The 26,337-nt window shown below is 37.0% G+C and carries 35 protein-coding genes, 1 tRNA gene and 1 pseudogene; 8 read left to right on the top strand and 29 right to left on the bottom strand.

What is annotated here, in order from left to right:
* Nucleotides 1-4: 4 nt before the first annotated feature.
* From FFM62_RS00525 to FFM62_RS00380, 29 genes and pseudogenes are all read right to left on the bottom strand, one after another.
* The gene (locus FFM62_RS00525) at nucleotides 5-331 is read right to left on the bottom strand and encodes a hypothetical protein (protein ID WP_115470398.1); all 327 of its coding nucleotides are present in this window, start codon (nucleotides 329-331) and stop codon (nucleotides 5-7) included.
* 610 nt (nucleotides 332-941) lie between these two features.
* A pseudogene (locus FFM62_RS10240) lies at nucleotides 942-1,040 on the bottom strand (HeH/LEM domain-containing protein); the annotation flags it as partial.
* 25 nt (nucleotides 1,041-1,065) lie between these two features.
* The gene (locus tag FFM62_RS00515; protein ID WP_115470397.1) at nucleotides 1,066-2,076 is read right to left on the bottom strand and encodes a major capsid protein; all 1,011 of its coding nucleotides are present in this window, start codon (nucleotides 2,074-2,076) and stop codon (nucleotides 1,066-1,068) included.
* Nucleotides 2,077-2,089: 13 nt separating this feature from the next.
* Complete coding sequence (locus FFM62_RS00510; protein WP_115470396.1) at nucleotides 2,090-2,410, bottom strand: hypothetical protein; 321 nt, start codon at nucleotides 2,408-2,410, stop codon at nucleotides 2,090-2,092.
* 15 nt (nucleotides 2,411-2,425) lie between these two features.
* Nucleotides 2,426-3,064, bottom strand: a complete 639-nt coding sequence (locus tag FFM62_RS00505) for a DUF4355 domain-containing protein (protein ID WP_115470395.1) — start codon at nucleotides 3,062-3,064, stop codon at nucleotides 2,426-2,428.
* A 118-nt stretch (nucleotides 3,065-3,182) separates the two neighbouring features.
* Complete coding sequence (locus FFM62_RS00500) at nucleotides 3,183-3,386, bottom strand: hypothetical protein (protein WP_115470394.1); 204 nt, start codon at nucleotides 3,384-3,386, stop codon at nucleotides 3,183-3,185.
* Nucleotides 3,334-4,245 (bottom strand): hypothetical protein, encoded by a 912-nt coding sequence (locus FFM62_RS00495; RefSeq protein WP_115470393.1) that lies wholly within the window; start codon nucleotides 4,243-4,245, stop codon nucleotides 3,334-3,336. Before FFM62_RS00495 ends, FFM62_RS00500 begins: the two co-directional genes overlap by 53 nt.
* A 2-nt stretch (nucleotides 4,246-4,247) precedes the next feature.
* Nucleotides 4,248-4,862 carry a hypothetical protein gene (locus FFM62_RS00490; protein WP_115470392.1) on the bottom strand — a complete coding sequence of 205 codons (615 nt, stop codon included), beginning with the start codon at nucleotides 4,860-4,862 and terminating at the stop codon, nucleotides 4,248-4,250.
* Nucleotides 4,862-6,277 carry a phage portal protein gene (locus tag FFM62_RS00485; protein ID WP_115470391.1) on the bottom strand — a complete coding sequence of 472 codons (1,416 nt, stop codon included), beginning with the start codon at nucleotides 6,275-6,277 and terminating at the stop codon, nucleotides 4,862-4,864. Before FFM62_RS00485 ends, FFM62_RS00490 begins: the two co-directional genes overlap by 1 nt.
* Nucleotides 6,277-7,515 carry a PBSX family phage terminase large subunit gene (locus tag FFM62_RS00480; RefSeq protein WP_240005885.1) on the bottom strand — a complete coding sequence of 413 codons (1,239 nt, stop codon included), beginning with the start codon at nucleotides 7,513-7,515 and terminating at the stop codon, nucleotides 6,277-6,279. Before FFM62_RS00480 ends, FFM62_RS00485 begins: the two co-directional genes overlap by 1 nt.
* On the bottom strand, nucleotides 7,493-7,972 hold the full coding sequence (locus FFM62_RS00475; protein WP_115470390.1) for a small terminase subunit: 480 nt from the start codon (nucleotides 7,970-7,972) through the stop codon (nucleotides 7,493-7,495). The genes FFM62_RS00480 and FFM62_RS00475 overlap by 23 nt, the downstream gene beginning before the upstream one ends.
* Before the next feature lie 73 nt (nucleotides 7,973-8,045).
* Entirely contained in the window at nucleotides 8,046-9,233 is a 1,188-nt protein-coding gene (locus tag FFM62_RS00470; protein WP_115470389.1) for a DNA modification methylase, read from the bottom strand.
* Between the two features lie 50 nt (nucleotides 9,234-9,283).
* A tRNA-Met gene (locus FFM62_RS00465) sits at nucleotides 9,284-9,355 on the bottom strand.
* 156 nt (nucleotides 9,356-9,511) lie between these two features.
* Nucleotides 9,512-9,952, bottom strand: a complete 441-nt coding sequence (locus tag FFM62_RS00460; RefSeq protein WP_115470388.1) for a DUF722 domain-containing protein — start codon at nucleotides 9,950-9,952, stop codon at nucleotides 9,512-9,514.
* 184 nt (nucleotides 9,953-10,136) lie between these two features.
* A complete protein-coding gene (locus FFM62_RS00455; RefSeq protein ID WP_115470387.1) occupies nucleotides 10,137-13,841 on the bottom strand; it encodes a type IIG restriction enzyme/methyltransferase in 3,705 nt (1,234 codons plus the stop codon).
* A 602-nt stretch (nucleotides 13,842-14,443) separates the two neighbouring features.
* Nucleotides 14,444-14,692, bottom strand: a complete 249-nt coding sequence (locus tag FFM62_RS00445; RefSeq protein ID WP_115470385.1) for a hypothetical protein — start codon at nucleotides 14,690-14,692, stop codon at nucleotides 14,444-14,446.
* A 139-nt stretch (nucleotides 14,693-14,831) separates the two neighbouring features.
* Entirely contained in the window at nucleotides 14,832-15,173 is a 342-nt protein-coding gene (locus FFM62_RS00440) for a hypothetical protein (protein ID WP_115470384.1), read from the bottom strand.
* On the bottom strand, nucleotides 15,166-15,612 hold the full coding sequence (locus FFM62_RS00435; RefSeq protein WP_115470383.1) for a dTDP-glucose pyrophosphorylase: 447 nt from the start codon (nucleotides 15,610-15,612) through the stop codon (nucleotides 15,166-15,168). The genes FFM62_RS00440 and FFM62_RS00435 overlap by 8 nt, the downstream gene beginning before the upstream one ends.
* The gene (locus FFM62_RS00430; protein ID WP_115470382.1) at nucleotides 15,612-16,136 is read right to left on the bottom strand and encodes a hypothetical protein; all 525 of its coding nucleotides are present in this window, start codon (nucleotides 16,134-16,136) and stop codon (nucleotides 15,612-15,614) included. Before FFM62_RS00430 ends, FFM62_RS00435 begins: the two co-directional genes overlap by 1 nt.
* Nucleotides 16,137-16,312: 176 nt before the next feature.
* On the bottom strand, nucleotides 16,313-16,633 hold the full coding sequence (locus FFM62_RS10465; RefSeq protein WP_371851227.1) for a helix-turn-helix domain-containing protein: 321 nt from the start codon (nucleotides 16,631-16,633) through the stop codon (nucleotides 16,313-16,315).
* A complete protein-coding gene (locus FFM62_RS00420; RefSeq protein WP_115470380.1) occupies nucleotides 16,611-17,309 on the bottom strand; it encodes a putative HNHc nuclease in 699 nt (232 codons plus the stop codon). The genes FFM62_RS10465 and FFM62_RS00420 overlap by 23 nt, the downstream gene beginning before the upstream one ends.
* The gene (locus FFM62_RS00415) at nucleotides 17,309-18,127 is read right to left on the bottom strand and encodes a PD-(D/E)XK nuclease-like domain-containing protein (protein WP_115470379.1); all 819 of its coding nucleotides are present in this window, start codon (nucleotides 18,125-18,127) and stop codon (nucleotides 17,309-17,311) included. Before FFM62_RS00415 ends, FFM62_RS00420 begins: the two co-directional genes overlap by 1 nt.
* Nucleotides 18,128-18,130: 3 nt before the next feature.
* On the bottom strand, nucleotides 18,131-19,264 hold the full coding sequence (locus tag FFM62_RS00410) for a RecT family recombinase (RefSeq protein ID WP_115470378.1): 1,134 nt from the start codon (nucleotides 19,262-19,264) through the stop codon (nucleotides 18,131-18,133).
* The gene (locus tag FFM62_RS00405; protein WP_115470377.1) at nucleotides 19,261-19,443 is read right to left on the bottom strand and encodes a YqaI family protein; all 183 of its coding nucleotides are present in this window, start codon (nucleotides 19,441-19,443) and stop codon (nucleotides 19,261-19,263) included. The genes FFM62_RS00410 and FFM62_RS00405 overlap by 4 nt, the downstream gene beginning before the upstream one ends.
* A 47-nt stretch (nucleotides 19,444-19,490) precedes the next feature.
* Complete coding sequence (locus FFM62_RS00400; RefSeq protein WP_115470376.1) at nucleotides 19,491-19,736, bottom strand: hypothetical protein; 246 nt, start codon at nucleotides 19,734-19,736, stop codon at nucleotides 19,491-19,493.
* A 21-nt stretch (nucleotides 19,737-19,757) separates the two neighbouring features.
* Nucleotides 19,758-20,009 carry a hypothetical protein gene (locus FFM62_RS00395; RefSeq protein WP_115470375.1) on the bottom strand — a complete coding sequence of 84 codons (252 nt, stop codon included), beginning with the start codon at nucleotides 20,007-20,009 and terminating at the stop codon, nucleotides 19,758-19,760.
* Nucleotides 20,010-20,019: 10 nt separating this feature from the next.
* Nucleotides 20,020-20,325, bottom strand: coding sequence for a hypothetical protein (locus FFM62_RS00390; RefSeq protein WP_115470374.1), 306 nt, complete (start codon nucleotides 20,323-20,325; stop codon nucleotides 20,020-20,022).
* A 2-nt stretch (nucleotides 20,326-20,327) separates the two neighbouring features.
* Nucleotides 20,328-21,029 (bottom strand): ORF6C domain-containing protein, encoded by a 702-nt coding sequence (locus FFM62_RS00385; protein ID WP_240005884.1) that lies wholly within the window; start codon nucleotides 21,027-21,029, stop codon nucleotides 20,328-20,330.
* A gap of 49 nt (nucleotides 21,030-21,078) precedes the next feature.
* Nucleotides 21,079-21,270, bottom strand: coding sequence for a helix-turn-helix transcriptional regulator (locus tag FFM62_RS00380; RefSeq protein WP_115470372.1), 192 nt, complete (start codon nucleotides 21,268-21,270; stop codon nucleotides 21,079-21,081).
* Between the two features lie 134 nt (nucleotides 21,271-21,404).
* Here FFM62_RS00380 and FFM62_RS00375 point away from each other — a divergent pair, with 134 nt between their 5' ends.
* The 8 genes from FFM62_RS00375 (at nucleotide 21,405) to FFM62_RS00340 (ending at nucleotide 26,288) form a co-directional block, all read left to right on the top strand.
* A complete protein-coding gene (locus tag FFM62_RS00375; RefSeq protein ID WP_115470371.1) occupies nucleotides 21,405-21,779 on the top strand; it encodes a helix-turn-helix domain-containing protein in 375 nt (124 codons plus the stop codon).
* Between the two features lie 4 nt (nucleotides 21,780-21,783).
* On the top strand, nucleotides 21,784-22,182 hold the full coding sequence (locus FFM62_RS00370; RefSeq protein ID WP_115470370.1) for a M78 family metallopeptidase domain-containing protein: 399 nt from the start codon (nucleotides 21,784-21,786) through the stop codon (nucleotides 22,180-22,182).
* A 36-nt stretch (nucleotides 22,183-22,218) separates the two neighbouring features.
* Complete coding sequence (locus tag FFM62_RS00365) at nucleotides 22,219-22,695, top strand: type VI secretion system TssO (RefSeq protein WP_115470369.1); 477 nt, start codon at nucleotides 22,219-22,221, stop codon at nucleotides 22,693-22,695.
* A gap of 148 nt (nucleotides 22,696-22,843) precedes the next feature.
* On the top strand, nucleotides 22,844-23,254 hold the full coding sequence (locus FFM62_RS00360) for a hypothetical protein (protein WP_115470368.1): 411 nt from the start codon (nucleotides 22,844-22,846) through the stop codon (nucleotides 23,252-23,254).
* Between the two features lie 51 nt (nucleotides 23,255-23,305).
* Nucleotides 23,306-23,683 (top strand): PH domain-containing protein, encoded by a 378-nt coding sequence (locus FFM62_RS00355; RefSeq protein ID WP_115470367.1) that lies wholly within the window; start codon nucleotides 23,306-23,308, stop codon nucleotides 23,681-23,683.
* A gap of 105 nt (nucleotides 23,684-23,788) precedes the next feature.
* Nucleotides 23,789-24,046 carry a hypothetical protein gene (locus FFM62_RS00350; RefSeq protein ID WP_115470366.1) on the top strand — a complete coding sequence of 86 codons (258 nt, stop codon included), beginning with the start codon at nucleotides 23,789-23,791 and terminating at the stop codon, nucleotides 24,044-24,046.
* 43 nt (nucleotides 24,047-24,089) lie between these two features.
* A complete protein-coding gene (locus tag FFM62_RS00345; RefSeq protein WP_115470365.1) occupies nucleotides 24,090-24,452 on the top strand; it encodes a TIGR02328 family protein in 363 nt (120 codons plus the stop codon).
* Nucleotides 24,453-24,485: 33 nt separating this feature from the next.
* A complete protein-coding gene (locus FFM62_RS00340) occupies nucleotides 24,486-26,288 on the top strand; it encodes an AAA family ATPase (RefSeq protein WP_133296297.1) in 1,803 nt (600 codons plus the stop codon).
* Nucleotides 26,289-26,337: the final 49 nt, after the last annotated feature.

Raw genomic sequence — 26,337 nt, 5'->3', positions numbered from 1 at the left:
CATCCTAAATGAATTCCACTTGATTAGATCCACCATTTAACAAGTCCCGCATACGTTCATATTCAACTAAATAAGTTGATGAACCACCGTTACTTTGATATTCAACGGACATATCAGCCAATGTTTGCTTTTTGACATTGCTATTTGCCCCACTAATCAGTGAGGCATAATGGGAACCTAACCAACCGGCAGCTATTTCTAGCTTTGATCCAGTAAAACCATCAGCTGTTGCGTTACCAATAGCATCTTGTGCAATTTCAGCGAGCAATTCTTCATCATCAAGCTTTGTATTGCGTTTAATACGCTTAATCACATTTTGAACATCGACCATATGACCACGCTTTCTAAGATAGACGAATCACACGACCAGCTGGCAATACATTAATAGTCAAGCCATTTAACTTTTTCAATCGTGCCAAACTCATCATATGTGCTGTTGCAATATCTGCTAACGTTTCACCAGCTTGAACCGTATAGGTATCAGTTGGAGGTACTGGATAAGGTGCACTCTCATGATTGATTAACATAATCTCCCATGGTTGCAACTCAGGCGCAGTTGGCACTGATTTAGTGACAGTTACTGGGACTGCAAGAGTGGCACCATCGTCACGAGATTTCCAATGAATGGTCGTTGATCCAGCAGATAAGAAATTAGCGGTGTATGTGCTATCACCATTGTCCTGGACGCTAACAATTGAACCGTCATCCAAAACTGCCCCGACCGTCTTATCGGTAGCATTCGTCGGTTGGATATTTGACAAAGTCACGACTTCAGTGCCGCCAACTTCACCAGATAATAACGTTTTATCGAGGTCAAACGACGATACCTTAATTGGTTCTGCTGGTTGATCTGGTTCAGTTGATTCATCCCCAGAATCGGTATCATCAGTTGGCTTTTCGCTAGTTGTATCAGTTGGTTCTGCGCCATCTTCTTGTGCGGACACTAATGCCAACAAATCAGCTTTAGTTGCGCTAGAAGAGTAAGCGATATTGTGTGCATCTAGATACGCCTTAATTTCTGCAACTGTATTTTGATCAGTTACTGTATCCATTTAGCCCACCTCCTTACAAAACAGTGGCTTGGAAAATATTGTCGGCTTGAGCAAGCGTCGGCACAACCATAGTTGATGCCTTAATGATCGTGCGAATTGGGTCATTGGTTTCGTCAAACATTTCAGTAAAGATGTTACCTACTTGTGAAGCTTGAACAGCACCATCAGCAATGGCACGAGACTCTTCAGGAGTAACACCATAAACTGTCTCACCAACAGTTCCATCAGCAAACATTGCGAATTGATTATCAGCAACATAGTTTGAAACTGTACGCTTACCCTTTGCATCAGTATCAGCATACTTACCACGATAAGCACGTAATACTGGCAACCCATTAGCTTGCATAAATGCATCCAAGTCAGATTGCAACACTGTACGACCGTTGTTTGAACCAAAGATATCAGCAACAACGTGTGGGTTCTTACGCAATGCCATTAACGCCTTTGTAGACATAATTGCACGAGTTGGCGCAACATCAACCTTATCGGCCCATGCCAAGATCGTTTCAATAGGGTCTACTGATTCATCAGCGAAGTTAGTAGAGGCCTTATGATCAGCTCCAATACCATAATCGACCTTATATGAGCCACCTTGAGCATCTTTAACGGTAATCTTACCTGACATCAAAGCTTGCATACGCATTAATTCAGTAGCGGCATCCAGTGACTTAATCAAGTTACCCATGTCGTCATAAACAGTCCCTTGAATATAAGCTTGTTCTGCAGGCGTACGTGGGTTGCGTAACTTAACCAAATCATCTTCTTTAAGCGCAAACTTCTTCTTTAGGAAGAATGGTTCAGTTTCTGATACTTGCGCTGTACGATCACCAAGTTCTGCTTCAGTATCAAATGCATGAACATGAGCAATGACTGGTGTCTTAGTTCCTGATGTTAAAATCTTGATATCGTTTGATTGCACCTTACGTGCTGGAAATAATTCCGCTCCTAGCAAATTAGGAGTTGTCACCACCTTGGTGTAGTCCAAGATATCTTGGTGTGGAAATAAATCAAAAATACTTGCCATAATTTAAATTACCTTATCCTTCCGATGGTGCTGTTGCAGCTGCAGGAACATCCCCACGGAATTTAATTCCGACAGCTTTCAAGGCTGTTTTGTCGTCAGCAGACAATGCAGCAGGCAAACGATCTTCTAGTACCCAACCTTCAACCATTACTGCAGCAGGCATTGGATCATCAGTTGAGCCCTTAACATCGTTTAGAACCAATCCGATCGCCACGTTGTCTTTCTTAAACACCGCACCACTTACGTATTCAGCATCAGCTGATTCAGTAAATGATTGCAAATGTGTCGATGCTAACCAATTAATTTGATCAGCAGTAGTTTTCGTATACTTCATGCGTATATCCTCCTTTTACTTGGCTTTTGTGCCAAAGAAATCATCAGCAACACCGCTGAGAGAACGACTGTTAGACTTTTCAGCCATTTGTGCACCAAAGGACTTACCCTGTCCTTGACTGGCACTCGCATTGTTGGGTGTTTGGCCGTGCAAAGCTTCTTGTCGCTTAGCTTCCACTTTGTCATCAACAAGTTTTGCAAATGCCGTCACTGCTTGTGTCGTATCCTCTGCCGTGTCACGAACAACAAAGTTTAATGTCTCTTCATCAGCCGTAAAGCCCTTATCAGCCAACATCTTACTTGCCTCATTCACCATATTGGTATGATTTAATTCAGCACGTAACTTATCCGCCTCAGCTTGTGCTTGAGTCAATGCCTCATTAGCCTTTTCTTGCTCATGTTCTTGACGTTGCTTATCAGACATTGATGCAATGTCAGCTGCTTCTTTTTGCTCTTCATCCCACTTAGCACGAGCATCAGCAAGCGCTTTTTGCAGCTTTGATTCATTGGACTTGTCAGCACGAGACAGACGATCAGCAATCATTGCATTAACATGCGCCTGTTGCTCCTCTGTAAAAGTCACGTCATTACCATCTGCAGCAGCACCTTGTTGCCCTTGTGCTTGTCCTTGTACACCGTTATTCTCTTCAGCCATGTTTTTACCTCCGTTTTAAGGCCGTCGCCTATATTTCCTTGCACAGTTTTAAGCCATAAGCACGTTTTGGGCATAATAAAAACGCCTAGTTGTGATAACTAAGCGTTTTAGTAGATTTTTATAAATATAATTTTTGCCCGACATTAATAGGTTTATCAACCTCAATTGCATATTTTCCAGATGGTAACATCGGTATGCCAACAACCTTTGCCTTTGTATCATCAATAGTAACAAATTGCCCCAACGAAATGGTTGGCATATCGTTAAGTTCAATGACCGTATTGCCAGCGATTGGAAATACCGTTTTTATTGTAAAACTCATTTAAATCTGCCTCCCAATCATTGAGTGCTTTTCTTGTGACCATTATTTCATAGTCGGATAGTTTCAACATTTTTGCATTATCTAACAAATAATGTTGAGTCATTATTTCAGCTTTTAATCTAGACTCTCCTGCATCTGTAATTATACCATCTCGATATTGCTTTGCGTGATAAAGCTCCTCATAAACTGCTGCTCGATTAGGATTTGGGCGAAGTGAAATAGTGTACCCATCATGAGCAGATGCCTCAATACCAAAATAATCCAACATTCTGACAGATTCATCATCAGTTATAATAAGTCCGCCTGTTGATGTAAACCATTCTGATGCATCTTGTAGTTCCCTATCTGTGATTGGATTACTATCTGGTTGGTTATCTTCCTTGCGTGTTAATAATCCAGCAGCTGTACCAGCAATCACGGAATCAAAGTCACTCGTATCTCTCACAATAGTACAGCGGCAGTTGTAATGAAACGGTACTAAACTCTTAGCTTCTGCCAATGTGTAGTCACTGCCGAGATATGGCAAGCACTTACTACAAGCGCCAAATTCATTCATGATCGTGACTTTGCTCTGAAAATGGGGATGCTCCTGGTTAATCTGGTCATCAGCCGTTTCCCAAGCTGTTAGTTTAGCCTTTTTATCAACAACTGCAGCATAAGTCCGGATATTGCGAGATGAAGCAGCACCAAACGCTCGCAAATACCACCAAACACCAAGGAAACCACCGACCATTTCACCTAGATGTTGCTTTAATTCAGCATTATCTTCTGCTTGTTCAGCATCTCGTTGATCAGCATAAGCATTTAGATCAACCAGAAAATCATCATCGGTGTAGTTATCGTATTTATCTTCACTCATCACTACCTACCTCCGACAATCTTTGCCCAATCTTTCGCACTGACACCTTGCTGGACGGCTTTAATTAACTCAACCGATAAGTTAGCCAGTATCTTATCAAACGACTGCCAGAACGCATTCACGGGCTTTTTATTGTCAAACGCTTGATGAGACAATTCCCGCATTTTTGCCATAGTCAATGGTTTATCAATACCCAAATCGTCTAATTGGCGTTGATATTCGTCACGAAACTCATTTAACAACGTCTTTTCCATGAGTTGAAACGCCTGATTAGCCATTGGTAACATCATCAAACCCATTAATGATTGCAAATACAATTCCATGTCAGTCGTACCCATGCTTAAATACATCATTTTTCGCTTTTTAACGTTGATTTCGTTAATCTTGGATAATTCCTTAGCCAACGTTTTTAACTGCGTTAAATCGTGAATTGTGGGCGATTTACGTAAGATAGACGTGTCGATATGATCATCTTTTTCATGAGCAACAAAAAAAGCGCTTAATTCAGCGCTAATTCGTTTGATATACTTGTCTGCTGCCCGTTCAAGGCCAACGTTGATGTCATAATCTTGCTTCATGGTTTCTAGCATGTGGTGCTTTTCGTCAATGTCTCGCATTACTTGTCACCACCTTTGAAATCATTCTCGCTGACATTCTCTAGACTTGCTAAGGCATTGTTAGCATTGTTGCGTTGCTCCTCATCCCGTGCCTTAATAACGGCATCAGGATCATCAACTGTTGAAATAGCAGAAATAGCTGTCTTACGGTCAACCACATCAAGCAATGTCTTAGCAGTTGTTGCTTCATCTTGGACGTTATGGGGAACTGTCCGTTTGAACGTTGCTTTGACGTTTTTAGCTAACTCACCAGTCATATCAAGCGGCAAAGTTGCACCAATCGCAAAGGCTAACTTAAATAGCTGCCTAATTGCTAACTTGAACTTCCGCTCTTTCATATTTGCTGCATTGCTCATCGACTGCAGCTTAAACTCTAATGCCGTACCGGATGCATTACCAAACACATCATCATTGAAATTAGCAACGTTTGACTTGGTATAAATGGCATCAATAGCACGGTCTAAAAAATGTTCCTGAATTAAATCAGCATCGGGTTTGTTGAGAAAATCAATATCAACTGGTCTATCTGCATCAACAGACGGCACATTGATTAATCGTTTATCAATCATCTCATCAACCGTTTCTTTTTTGATTTTAGCATTGACTACTTTCATAATCGTGTTGCTGAAGTAATCAATGTCGTTACCCTTATTACTCATTGCCATGTCTACAGCATCAATCAAACTAATTACTTGCTCGAATAGTCCTTGTCGCTCAATCGAGGCAAAGAATTCAACCAACGGCACGTTAGTGAATAGGTTATCAGTTACTTCATCGTACTGAATACCAGCTGATGCACTACCATGGAACGTTACTACTGAATGTTTTGTGTACAGCGTACCACTGATTGTGCCATTGTGTTGTCGTTGCGTGTAATACACGGCATATTCAATGGGTGCACCAATTTGTGTACCATAAACCGCAAAAGCATTGCGTGGGTCGATTGGTGCCACTCTGGTGTTGCTATCTTCATCCTGATAAAGCAACGTATATGACCGACCAAAAATATCAACTTGCTTGGCCAACTCTGCAATCGTGTCGGTTAAATCATTAATCGCAACAAAATCAGCAATTCGCTGATCAAGTTCCTTGTTCTCTTGACCATTGTCGTCATAATCAAACTTCACTGGCGTTCCAGCAAAGAACCCAACTTCATTGTCGACCAATTCTTTTGCAAAGTTAATGACTAATCGGTTATCTGGCTTGCCCTTTGCCTTGGCTAGTTTACGGATGATACTGTGCTTGCCTAAATAATAATTCATTAATCGGTTGTATCGGTTGTTCAGTCGATTAGCATGAATACTAATCAGCTCATTCACATCAGTTTCAACTGGCAAGTCATCCCCAATGCTTTCAGAATAAAAGACATGGTTTTCGTCAGACGACAACCGATCACTATTAAAATTTATCGTCATTAGAAAATACCCTCCAAAATTTCAACTTCATTATCATCTCTGATATGGTTATGTATTGCGTAACGTGTGGTATCCATTGCGTGGTCGTTTTCTTTAACAGGCACGCCCTTTTTCTCATCCCAAACATAGTCAAAGATTTCACTCTCAAACTCTTTAGCAGCTGTTCGAACCACAAATAAACGATTGGCTTTAATCATCTTAGCGACATCTTCCACGCCCTTCATGATTTTTTTGTCAGCATTGCGTGCATCTAAATCCTCGTTAATGAATCTAGCGACATGTTCAGGCCGAGCCGAATCACACCAAAAGGGGATGTCACCATAGCGTTTCTTAACATCTAAGGCAATATCGACCCAGTAATCAATCTCTTCATGTTGCGCTGCATGTTCTTCGACTAAGTAATATTTATGATCATCAGTTTCACCCCATACTTGGATAACACCTGAATGTTCATATCCCCAGTCAACGCCAGCAAAATAATTAGTTAATGGTGGCACTTCATCTTTGGTAATAAAATGCTTTTTCTCATCAAAGTCTCGATAAACAGCACCTTCACCATTGACCCATAAGCCTAATATCTTACGGTCATAATACATACCCGTTGGTGTTTCAGCTTTTAGATGCTTCACGTAATCAGGGGCCAAGAATGTGTTGTCATCAATAACAAAATGTACTCGTTTAATGCCTGCTTCAGGATCCTTGTTGTCGATATATTCCTTTTTCAGCCAGTGAGTTGGTGAATCGGGGTTGGTATCTAGCAAAATGTGTGAATGAGGCATTGACGCACGAGACAAGATTTCATCAAAAACAGCACGATTAGCAAGGGATGCTTCGTTTATATAAGCACCATAAGCAGTCATACCACGAACGGCACCAACACCACGTTCAGAATTCGTAAAGGCAACGACAATCTTTACACCGAATAGTTTAAAACTACCGTGCTTGTCATACTTTGGCTCCCAACCGTATTTCTTTGTTAATTCATTGATAACATTGTTAGCCAACGTCTTACTAGAATAACCAGCCAAGATGTATTGTGGGCTAAAATCTTTATTCCGCTTAGCAATACGGCTTACCCGTAATACATCATGCATAAACACATCATTATTGACTACCGTCTTACCAGTACGAACGGCACCGTCTAATATCAGCGTTCTGAAATCATCAGACATAGCAATTTTTAGAACTTTACGCTGCTTAGGTGTATAAGCTCTTTTAAGACTCAACTTCTTCATCATTCAAATTACCCACCTCCAATGCGTCCATAATCTTTGCTAGTATTACTTCTTCACTCGACTGATCCTTATCAAATCGGGCTGCTCTTGCCTCTGCTATATCAGCTTCAGCTTTTAATTTACGTGTTCGTTGCACATTTGCTAGACGTTCTTCTGATGTCAAAGTACTGTCCGTGTATTTCTCTCGGTAGTTATTCTTTAACCAGAAAATCATAGCAGTAATATTGCCCTTTTGTGCTTTCTCAAACAGTTTATTTTCGATTGCATAATTGGCTTGTTCTTTTCCTATTTTTAAAGCATGACGTATCTGACTATATGACACCTTCCAACGTTCTAATGTTCGCGCTGCAATTCCTATATTACGGGCTATTTGTTCATCAGTAAGCCCCTTCATTTTCCAGCCACGAAGTAACGTTAAATTCTCTGGTTCTAGCCACTTCTGGTACTGTCCGGTTGACACATGTACACCTCCTTACTAACCAAATAAAAAAGACAGAAACGTTTTTGTTCCTGCCTTGTGTGACAAACATCTATTATTCTTGTACCAGCTCTGCTTTCTTACCAGTGAACTCTTCCCAACGAGTAATGATTACGTCTGTGTATTTAGGGTCTAATTCCATTAAATATGCATGGCGGCCGTTTTGTTCGCAGGCAATCATTGTTGTACCCGATCCACCAAATAGGTCTAATACAAGGTCTCCCTGCTTTGAACTATTTTTAATTTGGTAATCAAATAATGGCACTGGCTTCATCGTTGGGTGTAACTTGCTGGATGTGGGCCTATCAAAATTAAGTACTGTGCTTTGTTTACGGTCTGAATACCATGCGTGTGATCCACCCTCATTCCAACCATAAAGACATGGCTCATGTTTCCACTGGTAGTCTTGGCGACCAAGTGTTATTGAGTTTTTATTCCAAATCAAAGTTTCACGTACTTGCCAGCCGACATCCTTTGCTGCTCCTTCAAAATTGAACCGCTCTGAATCAGCATGCCAAATATAGAATGAAGCACCAGCCTTCATATTGTTTTTTGCGGCTGTATAGACAGAAACGAGGAACTCTCTAAATTTAGAATCCTCCATTTTGTCGTTCATAATAACTAAGCCATCAGTTCTTCTGTGACGTTTTCTAGCTTCATCAACCGAACCACCCATACCAAGGGCAACATTGTATGGTGGATCTGTAACTAATAGATCTGCTTGTTGTCCGCCCATAAGCGCTTCTACTTGCTTTGTGTCGGTACTGTCACCAACCATTAGTCGGTGGTTACCCAATTGATAGATTTGTCCGAGCTTTGATGTAGGTTCATCTGGTACTTCTACATCAAAGTCATCATCTACCACTTCTTCTGCATCTTCTGCTAGTTCAAACCCGAAATCATCCATATCTAATTCTGCGATACCTTCTAATTCCTCGTTCAACAGAGCCATATCCCAGTCAGCTAACTCACCGGTCTTATTATCAACCAGTCGATAAGCTTTTACTTGCTCTTCTGATAAGTTATCAGCGACTAATACAGGCACTGTGTCTAGCTTTAATTTTTCAGCAGCCTTTAATCGGGTATGTCCGACAATAACGATATTGTTTTTATCCACCACGATTGGTTGCTGCCAGCCAAACTCCTTAATAGAATTTGCTGTGCTTTCAACTGCACCGTCATTGTTTCGTGGGTTCTTGTTATACGGCACCACGTCCGTAATTGGTATTTGTTTAATATCCATTTCAATACCTCTAATTAGCATTTAAATAAAAAAACAGCGTTTCCGCTAAATTGCCACAGTTGGAGTTGAACCAACAACCTCCTGCTTATGAGACAGGCGAGCTTCCGATGCTCATTGCGGCAATTAAGACTAGACAACATTCATGTACGTCTAGTCTATGTGGAACAAAAATAGGGGTTAACTTTGGTAAAGAGGATCTTACGTACACTGCTTTTTTAAAGTGTTCCACAATACTAATTATGCCTGTATTTTTTGCTATTTTTGGTATTCAATCGGGTCTAAACTGGGGCGTAAACGGTTCTAAAACGGGTGGTGATATCAAACGTCGTGTAAAGATAGCCTTTAATGCCGTCTTTAAAATCATCTCGCCACTCTCTGGCAGTGCGTTCATCTATGTGATTATCCATGCCAATCGTCACCCAGCCTTTTTTATTACCGTACTTGTCAATCAGTACATCTTGGTGGCTTTTAATTAGGCAATTAAACATCATATTGATAACTGACTTCTGATAACGCAGCCGTTTCAATTCAGGATCGTTTTGTTCATGGATCATTCGTGATTCAACAACATTGTTGTAATCATTTTGTTTCCGGCCACCACCGATATTCTCATCTGGTGTGTCATGTCTGTAATTTAATTCCATTTGGCGTAACTGAATAGCCACGTCTAATTTACCTGTAAAATAATCACTTAATAAATGATCTAATTTATCCGCCATATGCACACCTCCAAGCACCTTGTTATTCCATGATTATAGCACTTAATCAATATATTCCTTAATGGAATATATAGGTGAAATAAAACCGCTACACAGTATGTAGCGGCTACTTATTTATATTAGGATTCGAAATTTTTCTTGAATAATCTGCTACCAACATTTATTTCAAAGCTTATCTTTAAAATTATTGATTGTCTGAGATATATTTCTTCATCGTTGAAATATCTTCGCTATCAAGATTAAACCATTTCATAACAAATGTATCTGCTAAACTAAGTAAAGTTCCATTTTTAATCGCATTGTTTATTTGAGTTATATCAGATTCATCTATCGAAATTATGTCAGGTATTGGAATAGTACGAATAACCTCAGGATATAATTCCAAAGTTTTCCCTTTTTTTCGACCCAGTTTTACTAGCCAAAAATGAGTCAAAGTTGAGTTTAAAATTGTTAAAATTTCCAAAGAATATTCTGGATTTTTTCTATATTCATTGTTCAAAGTTATACAGTAGGAATCATCCTTTATGTAATATCTATGATTGTTAAGTGTAAATCTTGGGATTTTAGAACGTTTTTGGAAATAAATTGTTAATTCATTTTCAAACCTCCACTGCTCTCTTGAACGCACCAAGTCTATATCTCGAATACTTCCTCCTGCCTTAGATTTTAAAATTTTAGGATACAATGGATTATTCCTAATCCAATTGACAACTTCTGGTATATCTGACTCCACTACTCTTTTATTAGTATATAGAACATAGCTGTCGGGCTCCGAAGGTTCAATTACGTCCGTTAATGAGCTACCTTTCACTAAAGGTTTAAATAAATCTTGTTCTTTTTCACTAAATTTTTGTTCATCAATTTGTTTTTTCGACCAAATAAAAACTTTATTGTTCCCAGTTGTAATTCCCAAACTAATTTCAGCGTAGTTAGTAAGTGTTTTGTGATTATTTATTTTATTTAATAAATTGTTTATCAATACGTTGCGTGAAGCTGATTCTAATATGAAGTAACCAGTACTACTATCCTGAATATCATTTTGTGAAACATTTCCATAATCAGTAATTGAACTGTTTCCGCTAACAATTTGTTCAAACTTCTCGCTGTGTGCTGATCCAGTTTCATTTGTTACCAATGTATTAATATCATTATTATATGGTGCTTTAGTTGCGAAAGTAATAACGTTATGTTGTCCAAGCGCTGAGCTGAAAATTTTAAATTCTTTAAAGTTCAATAAATCAGTTAAATGCATTCGATCAATCAAATCATTTCGTAGTCCTGCAGCATCTGTTGCAGTTAACCAGTAATTCGTAGTAATAAATGCAAGTGACCCATTATTATTTAACAAATCAATTGCCAAGTGAATAAAGTAATAGAAAAAATCAATTCTACCGTGTGCCCATTGAGCACCAAAATCAGTTTTTGCAACAGCATCAAAAATTTCTTTATGTCCTTGTATTCCAATATATGGCGGATTTGCCACGACTAAATCAAATCCTGTATATATACCTTTGCTATTTAGAACTTCTGGAAATTCAAATCGCCATTCAAATGAGTTTGCAAATAGTGGTGCATCATTGACTTCTTTTAAAAGAACCTCTTTTACAGCAATCTGCTTGTCTAATTTTTTGATTTTCTGTTTACGTTTTTCACGTTGATCTTTTGTTTCAAATAACGGAATAGCATCTTGTAATTCATTTTTTTGTTGATATAGATTACGAATTTTTGTGTACTCACCACTATCCAGAATTCGATTGATAATTTGATTTTTAAATTCTTTGATTGCAAATTCTATCTTTTTCTTTGCTTCTTTATCATCTGTATTTCGATATTCTTGGACTAATTCCTTAAATTCGGAAACTGTTAAGTCAGTATGGGCTGTCACATCTCCAAGATTTCTATCTAGACCATATTTAAAAACTACTGAATTTCCTGCTTTAATATTCATTTCAAGATTTGGCATAGTTCGAAGATTCCCGTCATTCTCGTAATATGAATTTTTCAATAATTCAATCCATAAACGTAGCCGAGTTATATTAACCGAATTTTGATTAATATCCACCCCAAACAAGTTATGCTCAATAATATCCAATTTAGTCTTGAACAGTGTCTCTTGAATTGATTGTCTCATTTTAGAACCACGTGTGTAAGAAAAATAAGTTCCCTCATCACGCATAATTGCAACAAGTTCATCGTTCTCAACTTCAATGTTCACATCCATTCGTATTTCCGCAGGTAGTAGCCGTAATTTAGATCGTAGTTTTACTAAATAATTTAAAGCTGAAACTAAGAAATGTCCTGATCCAACAGCCGGATCAACCAGCTTAAAATCTCGCAACACACGTAATACATCTTCTTTATTTTCTGGAGTGATTTCAGCAATGTCATCGATAGAATCCACTTTGAATCCTTCAGATTTAAACTTGTTGATAATGGCATTATCTATTGCCTTTTGAGTCATGAAAGACGTTACAAATCCAGGCGTATAAAATGATCCATCTTTATATCCATTTATCTTTTCAAAAATTAACCCTAATACAGATGCATTGATTAATCGATCATTATTAGTCGATTTTCCGTCTGTATTAAATGCATACGAATCTAAAAATGTAAGTATATATTTAAGTGTTGGTAAAGCCTTGGTACCTTTTGACACACGCTTACTTAAGATTGACCTATCCCTAATCTTCAATTCTTCATCATCAGATAAATCTGAAGGTTTAATGCCTAATTTTGATTCAGTAACTGATTTTTCAAAAAGAGATGAGTTAAGATAAGGAACATGCTTGTACCGTTCGGTCAAACTTCCACGCTTATTGACAGGTTTTGCAAGAACACCGAAAAACAATTCATTAACTCTATTAAAATTACTTAAGTTTTCATCAGACATAAACTTAAATTCATTATTGTCATTATTAAATTTAATCAATTGACCTTCAAGTAGTTTCAAGAACAAAATTCTATTAACCCATGTAGACACAATGTTAATCGCATAATCAAATTTTTGTTCATCATTATCAAAACGATAATCTGATGAGTCAAATGCCTCATAAACAAGTTCGATTAATGAAGCGGATTGACGTTTCGATTTTGGGACTCTCTCAATTCCTTTTTCATCTGAACGTTCTTGAAGTCCCATAATATACAACAATTCATCATAAAATGTTTTATCTAAAATATTTGAATCGGCAACAAATGACCGTTTCATTAATGTTTCAGGAGCAAGCAGTCTTACGAATCCCCTTGCTTTTGTTTTATTTATTTCTTTGTTTTTTTGAAATATATCTTTGACATTCAGGTAAACGTATTCTAATTCTTTTTCATGTTTAGCCACGAAAGGTGCAGCAATATTTTGATAGAAATCTGCTGTCGTTACATCTAATGTTGCTTGCTCAACTTGTGAGTCAATATAATCTTTGACAAATTGTTTATTCTTAGCAAAAAGATTATTAAATAAAACCGCATCAAACACAAACCACTCAATACCATCCGTAATAATCAGATAGGTCATCTTGGTATTGCCACCTGTAATCCGTTCTCTCATAAAATAGAGAATTAATTCGTGCAAAGCTTTATGATTCAAATTATTCTCTGATACCATGTCCGGAGAACCTAATTTTTTAGTCTCTAACAATACATAATTTACATTTGATTTGGAAATTGATAGGTCAATGCGTCCCTCTGCATTTACCTTGTATCCTTCTCGTTGAAATCCAATCCCCCTCAAAAAATCTCTAATATATCCTTTATTAGTTTCTTCAGTATTTTCAATCTTAATGTCTGTGATTAAGTCTTTTAATAAATTAGCAGTTTCCGCTTTTTGTCTTTCATTGGGTGAAAGACGATAAAACATCTTATTAATAACATCCTCAGGTTTCAAAGTTGCCATGCCCAAACTCCTCTTTTAGTTATACATATTCAATAAGTATATCATTTTTTTGTTTTGAAAATTTTTCACATAAAATTTATGATTTTTGCACTTATGACTTCATCACACCAGTAGGTATCTCTCAGCAACAATGTCATCAACGTTAAAAAATCAATGCGCACGTTATAAATAGATCATAAACATTTTACACACTAAAAAGCCGCTAAACCAAAACGTTTAACGACTTTTTCTTATATCAACTTTTGATAATGATCACGTCTTTCTTTCCAGTAGAAACTGCTCGATAACTCCTTGCTGATAACCTTGTCGTATAGCCAATCACTATCAGTCCTATACGCCTCTCGGATGTCTGATGTCCTGGTCCAAAATAATTTACCTTGAATCGTGTAATTTTCTTTGAACCAGCCGTTTGCGTCTCTGAAATAGTAGTATGTTCTCATGATAGTAAATACTCCATTACTACTAGTGCTACTAGCATTAGGAAGAATACCAATGTAATGAATTTATCCATCACCACATACCTCCTAATTTACTAACTATCAGTACTAGAATTATGCCTAGCACCATGCACAAAATTATTAATAACCCAATTACAGTTGTCGTCATAACCCCACCCGATTAATTACAAATATCAGGAAGATAGCTGTTATGAGTAGCAATACGGCTACAATGCATAGCGCAACCATTGTGAATGTCAAATCTTCACTTATGCGGTCCAACTCTTTATCGTGTTTCGTCTTGATATTAATAATTGCTTGACGAACTAGAGCATCTAGCTCATGTTCACCACGAATGGTACTCTTATCTTTTTGAATTACTGTTTCATCAGTATCTACTTTGTTCTGCTTCATTAGCCCACCACCTCAATTATGGTTTCGCAAATCACTCCAATAACTGTTAACAAAGCTATGAGGAGCATTGCTAATTTTCCTGGTGCAATATTTTTCATTTCTATACGGGCTCGCAGTCGTTTCACCCTTGGCTGTTGGTTTATTTACCGTTAACTACTCTTCTGAGTTCAATCATCTCTGGATCATAATCTGGCACATGGTCATCATCAAAATGAATTTTGTAGCCATTCTCCCAGCTATCAATGTCGTACCGTGCTTCAAGTATGTGAATTAACTCAAACATCTTCTTGGTATCAATTTTAAATTCATTTTTTGGCCTCGATTGTGCTATACCGTGTTCTTTACGATAGCGGACCAGATAATCACCACTTTTCAGTCTTTCTTGTCTCATCCCCATATGCTTGGCGATTTTTTCAATCGACCAGCCTTGCGTGAGATGACACTCAAACTCTGTGTATTGTCTTTCGTATTTTTCACCCATTTTCGCTGTTCCAATCTATTTCAACTCTTGGGTCGTCCTTATCAACCCCCATAAAATCGTCATACGTGGCCACCACGAAGTTTAAATTGTCGTTTGGCATAAATACCCGACCCCGGACTGAACTGGCCTGAAAGGCGTAAAAAATGAATTTGTGCGTAAAAGTCCAGTTGTCTAAGTCTGTTCGTCTGTCAGGAAAGTACCACTCAAAATGAAATTTCGTATGTTTGCCAATTGGGTCAAGACCGTCAACAATTCTCTGGTCAACCAGTGGTATGATTTTTTCTTGTATCTGATGTTTGCGTTTGTTGGCAATCATTCGACCTGCTTTCATACCGTGTAGCATGATCCAATTGTTTAGGGTCATTTTTACTAACTGCATCTTGCCTTTCTTTTTCATGGGCAGAATAAATGCACTCAATGGAATTACTATCTTTGCCATTAAAACCTCTTTAATACTCGGTTACCGTTGGCTGTTAACCCAGTTTTAGGTTTATTTGCCAATCGCTCTGCACGAGTTTTCCTTAAATTTACAAATATGTCATGGGTGCCTTTTGCCATTGCCTCAATATTCTCATAGCCAAGTTCTTTGGCCCAACGTTCATTTTGTTGTTTAATTTCATCGCTTGTTGGTACTAAGACTTTGCTTTCTTGTTTGATTGGCTGACCAAAACGCCCTTTTTGTCTCCTTCGTTGTAAATCATCTTCATATTTTCCAACTGCCTCTGCATTAGTAGCTCCAGCGTTTAACCATCTGCTAACATTGTTTTGAACGGATAACCCTGTACTTGCTCCGTTCATTGCAGCTTTACGGATTGCGAGAATAAACATCTTATTGGCTTCTAATTCATTATCAGCATTACTAGATAAGTCGCTATAAATGGCTGAAATATCCCCATAGGTCTTATCATTTCGTGGTAATTCTGCTTTTTCCCATTCGATCATGATTTGTTTTTGATTAATCATTTTATTTATCCTTTTTGTTAGCGAGTGAACGTATAAAAGTTACTAATGAGATGAGACTCACTCTAGCTAACAACCGCTTGTTATTCTTTAATAATTGATATTCTTATAATATTGATATTCTTAGGGTGTCCTTTTACTACATGTCGTTTTTGCGACATGTGGCTAAGCCCGTCAAATCAACGTTTACCAGATGTCCCTTTTGCGACATGTGGTGATTCATGTAAAATTCGCTCCCATTCAATGATTTGGCCACGCTTATTTCTAACCCTATTGCGAGTTATATAGCCGGATTTTTCGAGTTCAGAAATATTATTTGATACCCAACGAGCATTGTGCCCTAGGTCTTTTGCAATTTTGCTATTCCTGAATATCCAATCATCCGACATCGAAAGCATGTACATTAATAACCTAAATGCGCTGTTTGATATGTTTACATCCCGTAAAGTTGAATTCGGTATCTGACTGAAATTACTCTTACGTCGTTCTCTCCGTATCATCATCAATCTCCTTCATTCGTTTATAAGTCATAATTCCGAGCTGATTTAGCGTTTGCGAATCTAATAAAATGCCTTTGACATGATATTTAGATTTGAACGTTGGCCAGCCAATTCGATGTGTCTCTTCATGATGTTCTTCACACAAAGCAATTAAATGTTTGCGTCGATGATCAACCAATTTACGGTCATTACCCATTCCAACAGTGTCGATATGATGTATCTGCGCATCTTTGCCACAAATTACGCATGACCGATGTTTTAATGACATATACATGTACATATCCAAATCGTCTTGATAGGTCATACCGCTATGCTTCATCGGCACTTTGTTTCTAATCGCAAAGTCCAATAGAAATGTGATAAATCGTCTGGCCGTGGTCATATCCGTGTCAGAAAAACTGAAATATGGATTACCTGTTTCAGCAGTGAAGTAATACTTCATCCATTCTTTACACTCTTCTGGAAACATTCCTGACCATCTAGCAATTTCTGCAATTATTGCGTACGCTTTTTTGCGCTGCATTTTACTTAAATACCGTTCATCTTGCACGTCCACAATTACTTGTGGTTGCTCTGCAGTTGTGAATAGGGATAAATTAGCCAACTCTTCACGATTTTCAAGCGTGATAACTACTTGATTACCCTTTATCGCTGTAATTTTCCCCCATAAATCCATTACAAAACTCCTACATTTTCTGGATCAACACGATATGTTGATCGATACAATCGACTATATGTTTTTGCTTGAACCGGTTCCTCTTCGCCATTGATTAGCCTGACGATATGGTCTTGGTTTGCTAAAATTTCACGCATGCCACGATCCAATGTTTCCTGCTCAATCTTGTAAATATCGGCTAATGGCTCATCTTCTTTACTGACTGCCACAATGTAGACTTCAAATTCTTTGCCAGTCATTTGATGCAACATTTCTTGATACGCTGCCATTTGAATGTGATAGCCCCTACTGATGAAAAAGTTCTCGTACTCGTTGTAATAGTCAGACCATTCGCCACCTACCAAGCCATGAGATTCCTTGAGTGATCTAACTGTTTTAAAATCTACAAAATATTGTTCTTCTAAATTGACCGCATCTAGCTTGCCTCGCCAATCAACCCCATTTATTGAGCCATCAATAACGTACTCTTTATTCAGGGCGCCATTTACTAGCGCCATAATGACTGGGTCAGCTTCAATACGTTTAATCATTTTTTGAGCAACTTTGAATTCAGTTTTTAAATCACCCTTTGTTTTGCCACGTTGTGAAATGATTTCAGGATGTTCATCAATAAACGCTTGATGAGCTTGTGGGCTTTCAAAATACGAATGTAAGAAATTACCTACTAGCAAGGCTTTATCGTCATCAAAGATGTTATAAGTGCCTGCCATATTTGCTAATGCTTCTGATTCCCCGTTGAACAAGAAGTTCTTGAAAGTAGATGCGTGCATGTGAATATACGCTTCTCTTGGGTCGTAATAATCTAATTCTTCTGCCATTATTTATCCCCAAAACTCATCTGGTTGATAAGGCGTGTCACCCATGTCAATCTCTTCATCAGGGTTCGTCTCTTGATCATTCAAGTAATCTGCTACTCGTTCTAGCAATTGGGCTTTAGTTGCGCTCTGTTGATACAACATATGGTGTTGATCTAACCAGTGTTTTATTTCTACTACCGTATTCTCGCTATTTACTTGCTCAAGTGCGCTTTTAACTAGTTCTTCGGGTAATTCTTCAACTTGGGCCGTTTCGTCGTTAAACGGCAATTCTGCGTCGCTTATAGCGTTCTGCTTTTCAGCTGGTGCTGGCTCAGGTTCACTGACTTCTTCAACAGGTTCTGGTTTAATTTTTTCTGGTTCCTTTACAGCAACCTTAGCCATGCGAGACAAGGCATTTTGCTTTGGTGCTGGCGTTACATCTTTAGGCTCGTCATCATAATTATTCTCATTGGCCGTGGTGCTATTAATCGCTGCAATCAAATTATCGTCATCTCCTGAAGTATTGATAATATTCTTAGCTGCTCGGTTGATAACCGTACGTTTTGCCATTTCTTCAGGGAACTTTTTATGAACATTGGTAGACCTTGCTTGTCCCCATGATGTATCAATTTGTTTCTTAGTCATGACCTCGTATTGCTTTTCCCCATCAGCCTTAGTAATTACTGCATAGGCTCCGACAATTTCGTTATCTAGCTTCATGAAATCAGTGTGATGTGCTTTGACAATCAAGCCGCCATTCTCATCGTAATCAACATCAAATTCTTCATCTTTGCGTACAACATATGCTTGAATATCCTTGATATCTTTCAAACGTTTTAGAACTTGTTGTGTTCCAAAATATGATCGTTGCATTTGTAGTTGATTACCGTATGCAATGAAATAAACTTGAGTCTTTGCCGGGCTTAGCCCCTGTACAACCATGTCAAACAATGTCTTTTTGATTGAATCTGCCGATACGCTGGTAATACCCTTTACCGTTGGCAATGTTGCCACCGCCTCTTGTAGTGCATTTGCAACATGGTACCCGTCAGGTACTTTAAAGCCTTGTGCTTCAACTAGATCCTGAAAATCTTTAGTTACTGAGTTGGCAACTAATTGTTGTGATGCAGTTTTTGAAATATTGAATGTCTCTGTCATTGTCTTTCCTCCGTATTAACTTTGTAACCGTTGTTTTTTATCCATGTTTCAGACTTTTCTAGTGGAATGTACTCACCATCTATTTCCACAATTCTGTCTCCTAAATAGATTTCGTCACCCTCGAAGTCATAGCCCCAAGGTGTTTCATCATCTGGTGGATCTATCCAGTCATTTGGCATACAGTGCCTCCCTATGTTAATCTTGAAGGGTAATTTGAAGTCGAAATCTAATTACCCAAGCCATCACTCACTCCAATGAGTAGATGGCTATTTTTGTATAAAAAATGTGCGATATTATTTGCCAGCCATGGAGCTACCAAAATATCTGATCTAAAATTACGAAACATTTTAATTACACTTGGTTCTGTACCAATTTCTTTGGCTAAGTTCTCATCAGTCATTCCTAAAATTCCAGCAATAGCTAGAACTTTTATAAAACTGATGTGATCAACAAATGCATTTGGTATATCCACTATTTATCAACTCCGATTTCTTTAATTTGCCTGGTTAATTCGTGCTACTCCACTTTGTTGCTTAGGCTTATGAGATTTGATCTTGTCTGCCTGAGCCTTTCCATCAACCAAGCAAATTAGCACCCAGCTAAACATCAAAATCAAACCCCGGATAACTTTCCAAAGCATCTTGCCATGCTTTGCTAACACCAAGATTGTTAGCATTATCGCTATCCAGCTGAGTAATATCTGATACCAATGCTCAGCTAGGATTAACATCATCATTCCAAACATCTTTTACCTCCTAGATAAATCTGCCTGTTACTTTGCGCTTTTCGATTAGTTCGTCCAATTCTTTTGGATCATACTTGGGTCGGCCACCAATCATAACTTTATGAATGAGTCCCCGTTTTACAAGGCTATTCATGTACTGGCTATGTGCCGATGGTGTTACATGTTTGTTTCCAGTTAACTTGACATAGGCTTGCTCCATACTTAGTAGTTCGCCTTGATTGTTTTCATCAAGTTTTCTAAGCAACTCATCAATGAGTTCATCTTGCCGTCGTGAATGATCTTCAAGAGATTGGATTCTTTCCTCCAGAAAGGCCATGCCTATACCTCCAATACGGTTTGATTAGCTCCTTCGATTGCTAAGGAAGTAACCTCGCTTGGTTGCCAATTTCCAATCAATCGCATTGCTTCATCAAATCTTGATAGTGGCAAGTTTGCGTATTCTCCAATTTGAAAACGATCCTTCACATAGTTTGACAACTCTCTATAAACCGCACTGCGTAATTTTTTGTTCCCATATGCTGTGCCGTAATATCCACCCATGATTTCAATCACTCGTTTGTTTCGAGCTTTTGTGAATCGCTTTCTAAAATCATTTGGTAATCCAAATTGTTCTTTTAGATCAGTGAATTCATTTCGCAATTCTTTTTGAGCAGCATCTACTTCTTTCAATGCTTCATACTGTGTTTCCAACAATTCCATTGGTGTCATTTGCTTTACCTGATAGCCACCAGTTTTCCGAATGCTTGGTAGTACTTCTTGAGTAACCCAGTCTTGGAACTTCTCAGCAACTGGGTTATTAGCTTTGATTGCTAACTTATAAAATTGAGGTTCAGTGATAAAATCGCCTTTCCCAACTTTCTGGGAAAGATATTTAGAAACCGTCTCCCAACGCACATACGCCTTGCCGGACTTAGTTTGTTTTAATCCCAATCCAATTGCTGCGGTTTCTGCATCGAACATTACTTGTCCGTTTACTTCTGTGACCTTTAGTCCGTTAAAAATTTGTACTTTATTTTCCATTTCATACCCCTTTTGCATTTTCTAAACCCCTTTTAAAGGGGTTTGAGTTTTAAAAAATAACGTCATCATATTTGACGTCGAATACTCGTAAAATCTTATCAACATTTGGTTGAGTAGGGAATGAAATTCCATTCTCCCATTTAAACCATGATCCTTGACTAACACCTAAAGCATTTGCAGCCTCTTGTTGCGACCAACGCTTACCTACCCTAAGTTGGGCTAACGTATATTTACCACTCACATTTTCTCTCCTCTCGATATGGTATACATGAATTATAAAACCCGTTAAAAGGGGTGTCAACACTATTGTGGTATTTTAATAGATTTTAACTTAATATAAACGTATAATAGTTGGTGTATTAGGAAGGAGGCATTATGGCTAATAATAAAAGCAAACAAATATTTGCCGATAATTTACGTTACTACATGAATAAAAACGGGAAAAACGGGATTAACATCATAGATGATCTAAATATTAAGAACTCTACTTTTTATAATTGGTTATCTGCTGAAACCTATCCTCGAATTGACAAAATAGAACTTCTAGCTGATTACTTTGGCATTACTAAAGCAGACTTAGTAGAAGATAGAACAAAAACAAATAAAAAATCTACTGGAAAGGAACCAGTAGATCTAGACAAAGCATTGTCAGAAGAAGGCATGGCTATGTTTGATGGCCAACCATTATCAGAAGAATATAAAAGAGCCCTTCTTGCTATGCTGAATACCATGAAAGATAACGGTAAGTAGGCCTATGCACGAAGAACTATTAAGGCAGTTATTAGCTATGGCTGAAAAGTCAGGCATTGTAATAACTGATATTTTAGGCGGGCCAAATGACCCAGACGTTGCTTTTTGCAACGATAGAATTATTAACATAAATCGTAACTATAATTCACGTATTAGCGTTGCTTTTAGGTTAGCTCATGAGATTAGTCACATTGAATTCTCTAACCCGTCATTCCTATACAGGTTCTCCCCTTACATCAAGAATAAAGAGGAACGAGAAACTAATGAACGAGCGATCCGTATAATTGCAAGATTAGTGTACATAGATACACCTAATGAATATCGCAACTGGTCAGATTTTATGACCGAATTTAACCTACCCAGTTGGTTTGAACCACTGGTTAAAGAGCTGATTTATGAATAAATTTTTTATACATAAACTATAGAAAGGAGTACAAAATTGGAAAATGAAATACAACCAGCTAACAGCATATTAATCGGTACTATTAGTGCCATATTTGGTGCTTTTGTAGGAATAGCCGTTAATTATTTTGTAGACCTTCCTTTAGATCTAATGGTTTTAACTGCCATTTTTGTGACCTTAATTATGTTAATTTGTTATGTTTTTTACTGGCGTGGTCAAGCACATAGGTTATCAAGAAATTCAAAACAATTAAGTGAAAAATTGGAAAACACTATAAATAAGTTCAATGAAGATATCAAAAAAAAGCAACAAACAATAGACGATAGTGACAAAGAAATAAACGAGATAAACCAACGGTTAACTCAAGAACAATCAATAAGTAGTATGCTTACGAATGAAATTAATAATCTAAGAACAAGATTTAGTATTAGTGCAGAAGAAACTTCACCATCACTTGAAGTTAAAAAAACTCGGGATAATTATAATAATGTTTCTCGTTTAACACAAGACTAAGAATATTTAAATTAAATTTCCTACTTGGGAGTTTAGATAATGAAACGGATTCTATCTTTTTCCATTTTATTATTAATAATATCTAACTCAGTTGACTTTAATTTTGAACTTACAAATTTAAACTCAATAATTTGAAAGGAATTTCCTTATGCAATTTTTTGAACCAAAAATAACTAATCTAAGACTAAATGGATTTGCCAATAATCCTGATGATAAAACTATTAGTATAGTTGGTATAACTAACGAAGAAAATGAAACACAGTTAAAATTCAATTTTCATGCGCTCTACATTAGCCCAACAGGTAAATATATTTTTAAAATGAAAATATTCAATCGTAACATTGAAATACTGAATGATGAGATTATTTTTGAGCCTAACTTTAATTCTAATGATGAAGATAAGCGATTAATTGACGATTATTTTGGAACTGGAATAAATTTAAACGCAAAGCAAATTTCTTTTAGCGAAGGCCCCCACAAGTTTGTGCTAAAATTATGTGATTTAAATGGTAATAAACTTGATGAAAAAGAGATCTACTTTTATGTGAAGTTAAAATAATATGCCACGTGCAAACCTGAACCACGTTAAAAGCTTTAGGAGTTTTAGGTTATGGGATTACTAGACGGGTTAATGGGTAACGCTACCAAAGTATCAAACGATAGTGTACGAGCAGAGATTCAACCACTTCTTATTTCAGAAGAAGTGATTGAACATTCATATAAACTTGTAAGAGATTTGGTTATATTTACCGACAAACGACTAATCATTGTTGACAAACAAGGATTAACAGCAAATAAAATTGAGTACAAATCAATCATTTATCGTTCAATTGCTAAATTTGCAACTGAAACAGCCGGTCATTTTGACTTAGATGGTGAAATCAAAATTTGGATTTCTGGTCAGGTTGAACCTTCTGAAATTTTACAATTTAAAAAAGGCGAAGCTTTATCAGATGTACAACGCTTGCTTGCAGAAAAAGTTTTGTAATTAAAATGATTTAATGATTCATACAAAAGGGCCACCCTATTTGTGGCATACATATCACGTGTGGCTAATTTACTGTACTGTCAAAATGTCTGTTGGAGGTCTTGTATGAATTTAAAAAAAGAGGATAAAAGCCTTGGCATTTTTTCAATTATTATTTGTGTAGTATCAATATTTTTTTACTTTATTCCATATTTAGATATCAGTGCACCTTTTTTTGCATTACTGGGTATTATTGTTTCTATTTCAGCACTTATTGAAAATAGAAGTAATACAAAATTATTATCATCTGTAAGTTTCTTAGTTTCATTAACAATATTTATTATTTTCTTTATTAAAATTCGTTCCCAATATTCTATTTTTTAAGCTGTGTTTACCCATCCTACTGAAACTACTGAAAGGCAACCTAATGAGACTATGGCATGAAAAGTTAATACCTAAATTACCTAGGCAACAATTGCTTGGCCAACATAGAGAATGCTGTGCACTTCGTGGTGGTGGCTGGGGTAAGAAACACCGAACGGTTGATTATGTATTCACCCACTCACCCTACAAGCTCTTTCAGTTCCATGAAAAAGTGATGCATGAGATGCAACGCCGAGGCTATCAGCCTAATGAGCTCTGGTTAAATCCATTATATCGAGGCACCAAAGTTCCATCGTATGATTCGTTGCAATCTGTGAAGCTAACATCACCTATTTATCCTGAACATGATGATGCCTATCTCAACGAGTGCATTGAAAATCTGGCAAGCAAAGGTATTGAGATTTAATAGCAAATCCACTTGTCGGTGGATACATATTACGTGCAGAAAGGAATCACGCTAAAAGCTTTATTTCGACCTAAAAATGGCAAAATTAGAATTATTGGTGGGTACCGTTATATGTATATAAGTAAAATTAAAATTGATAAATTCAGGGCATATAAGGCTGGCTTTGAATTACCTTTGAAAAAGGGTGTAACAATTATATCTGGTCAAAATGGAATTGGTAAATCAACAATCCTAGCTTTACTTACTAATTCATCAGAATTAAAAACATATAAAACTGTAGATGGCAAGCCATTTCGTGGTGAATTTCAGGATATTATTTTATTTGATGAAATTTCAGATAAAGCAGTTCTAGAAGACGATAAATCTGAAAAACCATCTACAACAATAACATTTAGTGAAAGACCACAATTAGACAGTTATCCTTCTCAAGTTACATATAGATCAACAATTCAAAAAGGTAAAAATACCAAAGTAACTTACAAAGAAACTGACAAAATAGATGTGGAACAATCAAAAAATGGCGAACCTGTACATCTTTATCAGAAAATTTCTACAACAAAATACTACAAACGTTTTAGATTCATTCCTGTAAAGGATGCAACCAAGCATAATGAAGCTAAGATACAATGGCCCGTTCTATATTTAGGCTTATCTCGTGCCTATCCTACGGGTGAAAGTACAAAAGCAATGCGTAATACATTACCATCATCTGTTCAAAATGAAATTTCTAAAGAATATAAATATATAATGGGCAATACTAGCAAAAACGAAATATTAGAGTTCGAAAATTTAACATTGGATAATCATTTTAAAAATGCTGGTATTGTTACAAATGAATATAGTGGAATAAGTAATTCTTCAGGTCAAAATGATTTAACTCAGATTTTATTAGCCGTGAAGTCATTTGAAGAATTATCTAAAGATTCGTCTTATTCATATCATGGTGGACTACTGGCAATTGACGAAATGGATGTCACGCTACATTCTGCAGCACAAAATAAATTATTAGATTTTCTTGTGAAAAAAAGTAAAGAACTAAATTTACAGATAATTGCCACTACACACAGTATTAGTTTGCTAGAGCACGCAGCCGACCTAATTAATCTAAAACATCCAGTTAATATTGAGTATTTAACAACAGATTATTCTGATAATAACGAAGTTAAAAATATGAAGAATCCCAGTCCTGATTTTTTCAGAAATAACTTGGCAGATTTATACATAAACAGTTCGACAATTTCAGAACCAATTACTGCGATTACAGAAGATTCGGTGGCTCGCTGGTTTATAACCCTATTAATTCGAATTTCAAAAGCTAAGGAGTTAAACCAAATATATTTTTTGGATATTGATATGGATTGGCAACGATTAACAAAATTAGCTGCTAACGGTGGCCGTCAATTTAAAGATATGTTGTTCTTTGTTGATGCAGACGTTCGGTTTGATGAAAAAGATTACACCAAATTCCAAGAAATAACAGAATTTTCGACATCAGGAATAGAAAATGAAAACATATTCTTCCTTCCAGGAAATAAATCTATTGAACAAATGCTATGGGAATATGTACAAAGTTTATCTGCAAACGATACATTTTTTCTAATGCCTACAATGGTTAGATCCAATAGAAACAAAGCCACCATCATTAATCATGGACCACATAGTGAAGATTATAGTGGTGATATGAAAGAAAAAGCTAAAATAAAACTATGGTTTAAAGACAATAGAGTATTTATGGATCAACTTGTTCAACGGTGGGCATCAGACGATAAAAATAAAGATAGCGTTGCTGATTTTATTAATAAATTACGTGGCGCATATAACCGTTTAATAAAATAATTTCACTGGCCAATTATTAATTTTTTTATTATTCTGTAAGAAAGGAGGT

The organism is Weissella thailandensis (assembly GCF_005405465.1).
Classification (GTDB): Bacteria; Bacillota; Bacilli; order Lactobacillales; family Lactobacillaceae; genus Weissella; species Weissella thailandensis.
The sequence above is the reverse complement of the archived record's forward strand: the minus strand, read 5'-3'. Positions and strand labels throughout refer to the sequence as shown.

What these genes read in the sequence shown, in the direction of transcription:
- FFM62_RS00525 (WP_115470398.1), bottom strand. Translation starts at nt 331, where the DNA reads ATGGTCGATGTTCAAAATGTGATTAAGCGTATTAAACGCAATACAAAG.
- FFM62_RS00515 (WP_115470397.1), bottom strand. Translation starts at nt 2,076, where the DNA reads ATGGCAAGTATTTTTGATTTATTTCCACACCAAGATATCTTGGACTAC.
- FFM62_RS00510 (WP_115470396.1), bottom strand. Translation starts at nt 2,410, where the DNA reads ATGAAGTATACGAAAACTACTGCTGATCAAATTAATTGGTTAGCATCG.
- FFM62_RS00505 (WP_115470395.1), bottom strand. Translation starts at nt 3,064, where the DNA reads ATGGCTGAAGAGAATAACGGTGTACAAGGACAAGCACAAGGGCAACAA.
- FFM62_RS00500 (WP_115470394.1), bottom strand. Translation starts at nt 3,386, where the DNA reads ATGAGTTTTACAATAAAAACGGTATTTCCAATCGCTGGCAATACGGTC.
- FFM62_RS00495 (WP_115470393.1), bottom strand. Translation starts at nt 4,245, where the DNA reads ATGAGTGAAGATAAATACGATAACTACACCGATGATGATTTTCTGGTT.
- FFM62_RS00490 (WP_115470392.1), bottom strand. Translation starts at nt 4,862, where the DNA reads ATGCGAGACATTGACGAAAAGCACCACATGCTAGAAACCATGAAGCAA.
- FFM62_RS00485 (WP_115470391.1), bottom strand. Translation starts at nt 6,277, where the DNA reads ATGACGATAAATTTTAATAGTGATCGGTTGTCGTCTGACGAAAACCAT.
- FFM62_RS00480 (WP_240005885.1), bottom strand. Translation starts at nt 7,515, where the DNA reads ATGATGAAGAAGTTGAGTCTTAAAAGAGCTTATACACCTAAGCAGCGT.
- FFM62_RS00470 (WP_115470389.1), bottom strand. Translation starts at nt 9,233, where the DNA reads ATGGATATTAAACAAATACCAATTACGGACGTGGTGCCGTATAACAAG.
- FFM62_RS00460 (WP_115470388.1), bottom strand. Translation starts at nt 9,952, where the DNA reads ATGGCGGATAAATTAGATCATTTATTAAGTGATTATTTTACAGGTAAA.
- FFM62_RS00455 (WP_115470387.1), bottom strand. Translation starts at nt 13,841, where the DNA reads ATGGCAACTTTGAAACCTGAGGATGTTATTAATAAGATGTTTTATCGT.
- FFM62_RS00445 (WP_115470385.1), bottom strand. Translation starts at nt 14,692, where the DNA reads ATGAAGCAGAACAAAGTAGATACTGATGAAACAGTAATTCAAAAAGAT.
- FFM62_RS00440 (WP_115470384.1), bottom strand. Translation starts at nt 15,173, where the DNA reads ATGGGTGAAAAATACGAAAGACAATACACAGAGTTTGAGTGTCATCTC.
- FFM62_RS00435 (WP_115470383.1), bottom strand. Translation starts at nt 15,612, where the DNA reads ATGGCAAAGATAGTAATTCCATTGAGTGCATTTATTCTGCCCATGAAA.
- FFM62_RS00430 (WP_115470382.1), bottom strand. Translation starts at nt 16,136, where the DNA reads ATGATTAATCAAAAACAAATCATGATCGAATGGGAAAAAGCAGAATTA.
- FFM62_RS10465 (WP_371851227.1), bottom strand. Translation starts at nt 16,633, where the DNA reads ATGATACGGAGAGAACGACGTAAGAGTAATTTCAGTCAGATACCGAAT.
- FFM62_RS00420 (WP_115470380.1), bottom strand. Translation starts at nt 17,309, where the DNA reads ATGGATTTATGGGGGAAAATTACAGCGATAAAGGGTAATCAAGTAGTT.
- FFM62_RS00415 (WP_115470379.1), bottom strand. Translation starts at nt 18,127, where the DNA reads ATGGCAGAAGAATTAGATTATTACGACCCAAGAGAAGCGTATATTCAC.
- FFM62_RS00410 (WP_115470378.1), bottom strand. Translation starts at nt 19,264, where the DNA reads ATGACAGAGACATTCAATATTTCAAAAACTGCATCACAACAATTAGTT.
- FFM62_RS00405 (WP_115470377.1), bottom strand. Translation starts at nt 19,443, where the DNA reads ATGCCAAATGACTGGATAGATCCACCAGATGATGAAACACCTTGGGGC.
- FFM62_RS00395 (WP_115470375.1), bottom strand. Translation starts at nt 20,009, where the DNA reads ATGTTTGGAATGATGATGTTAATCCTAGCTGAGCATTGGTATCAGATA.
- FFM62_RS00390 (WP_115470374.1), bottom strand. Translation starts at nt 20,325, where the DNA reads ATGGCCTTTCTGGAGGAAAGAATCCAATCTCTTGAAGATCATTCACGA.
- FFM62_RS00385 (WP_240005884.1), bottom strand. Translation starts at nt 21,029, where the DNA reads ATGGAAAATAAAGTACAAATTTTTAACGGACTAAAGGTCACAGAAGTA.
- FFM62_RS00375 (WP_115470371.1), top strand. Translation starts at nt 21,405, where the DNA reads ATGGCTAATAATAAAAGCAAACAAATATTTGCCGATAATTTACGTTAC.
- FFM62_RS00370 (WP_115470370.1), top strand. Translation starts at nt 21,784, where the DNA reads ATGCACGAAGAACTATTAAGGCAGTTATTAGCTATGGCTGAAAAGTCA.
- FFM62_RS00360 (WP_115470368.1), top strand. Translation starts at nt 22,844, where the DNA reads ATGCAATTTTTTGAACCAAAAATAACTAATCTAAGACTAAATGGATTT.
- FFM62_RS00355 (WP_115470367.1), top strand. Translation starts at nt 23,306, where the DNA reads ATGGGATTACTAGACGGGTTAATGGGTAACGCTACCAAAGTATCAAAC.
- FFM62_RS00350 (WP_115470366.1), top strand. Translation starts at nt 23,789, where the DNA reads ATGAATTTAAAAAAAGAGGATAAAAGCCTTGGCATTTTTTCAATTATT.
- FFM62_RS00345 (WP_115470365.1), top strand. Translation starts at nt 24,090, where the DNA reads ATGAGACTATGGCATGAAAAGTTAATACCTAAATTACCTAGGCAACAA.